At 42.2% G+C, this 654-nt stretch carries 1 protein-coding gene; it reads right to left on the bottom strand.

Features of this window, described 5'->3' with window-relative positions:
• Positions 1-635, bottom strand: a 635-nt coding sequence (gene istA / locus IEV16_RS13305) for an IS21 family transposase (RefSeq protein ID WP_229728363.1), incomplete at its 3' end; no start/stop codon positions are given.
• Positions 636-654 lie beyond the last annotated feature (19 nt).

Raw genomic sequence — 654 nt, 5'->3', positions numbered from 1 at the left:
GCCAAAGGGTTGAAAAAGTTATCTCGCACATAACGAACCATTCTTTCAACTTTACCCTTGGTTTGTGGCCGGTAGGGTTGGCACAGCTTGGGAATAAAATTCATTTCTTTAGCGAACTGATAAAAGCTTTTGTTAAATCGATGCTGGCCTTCACCATAAGCATCTCGTTGCAGTACAACCGTTTTCATGTTGTCATACCAGACTTGTTCCGGAACACCCTGGAAATATTCAAAAGCAGCACGGTGACAGGCCTCTAAGGTCTCATAGCGCATATTATCTGTTAGAACAACAAACAAGGCGCGACAAAACCCTAAGACGCATACAAAGGCATGGATTGGGTCTTTACCGCCCCGCATTTTTCCCCAGTCAACCTGCATTTGTTTACCCGGTTCGGTTTCAAAACGAATCACTTCTACTGGTTCAACACAATCACGCAATTGGCGTAGATAATCCCGAACCAACGTAATTCCACCTTGGTAACCAATGTCTCTAAGTTCTCGATGAATCACTGTTCCTGACAGACGAATTGGATTGGCATGAGCTATCCGTTCATTGATGAAATTTTTAAATGGATCAAGTTTTGAAACTCCTTTAACCCTTGGCTTATAGGTAGGTTCACAATCTTTACTGTTGATATATTTTCTGACGGTGTTT

This window comes from Marinicella pacifica, assembly GCF_014636635.1.
GTDB lineage: Bacteria > Pseudomonadota > Gammaproteobacteria > Xanthomonadales > Marinicellaceae > Marinicella > Marinicella pacifica.
This window is presented reverse-complemented; position numbering and strand designations above follow the sequence as displayed.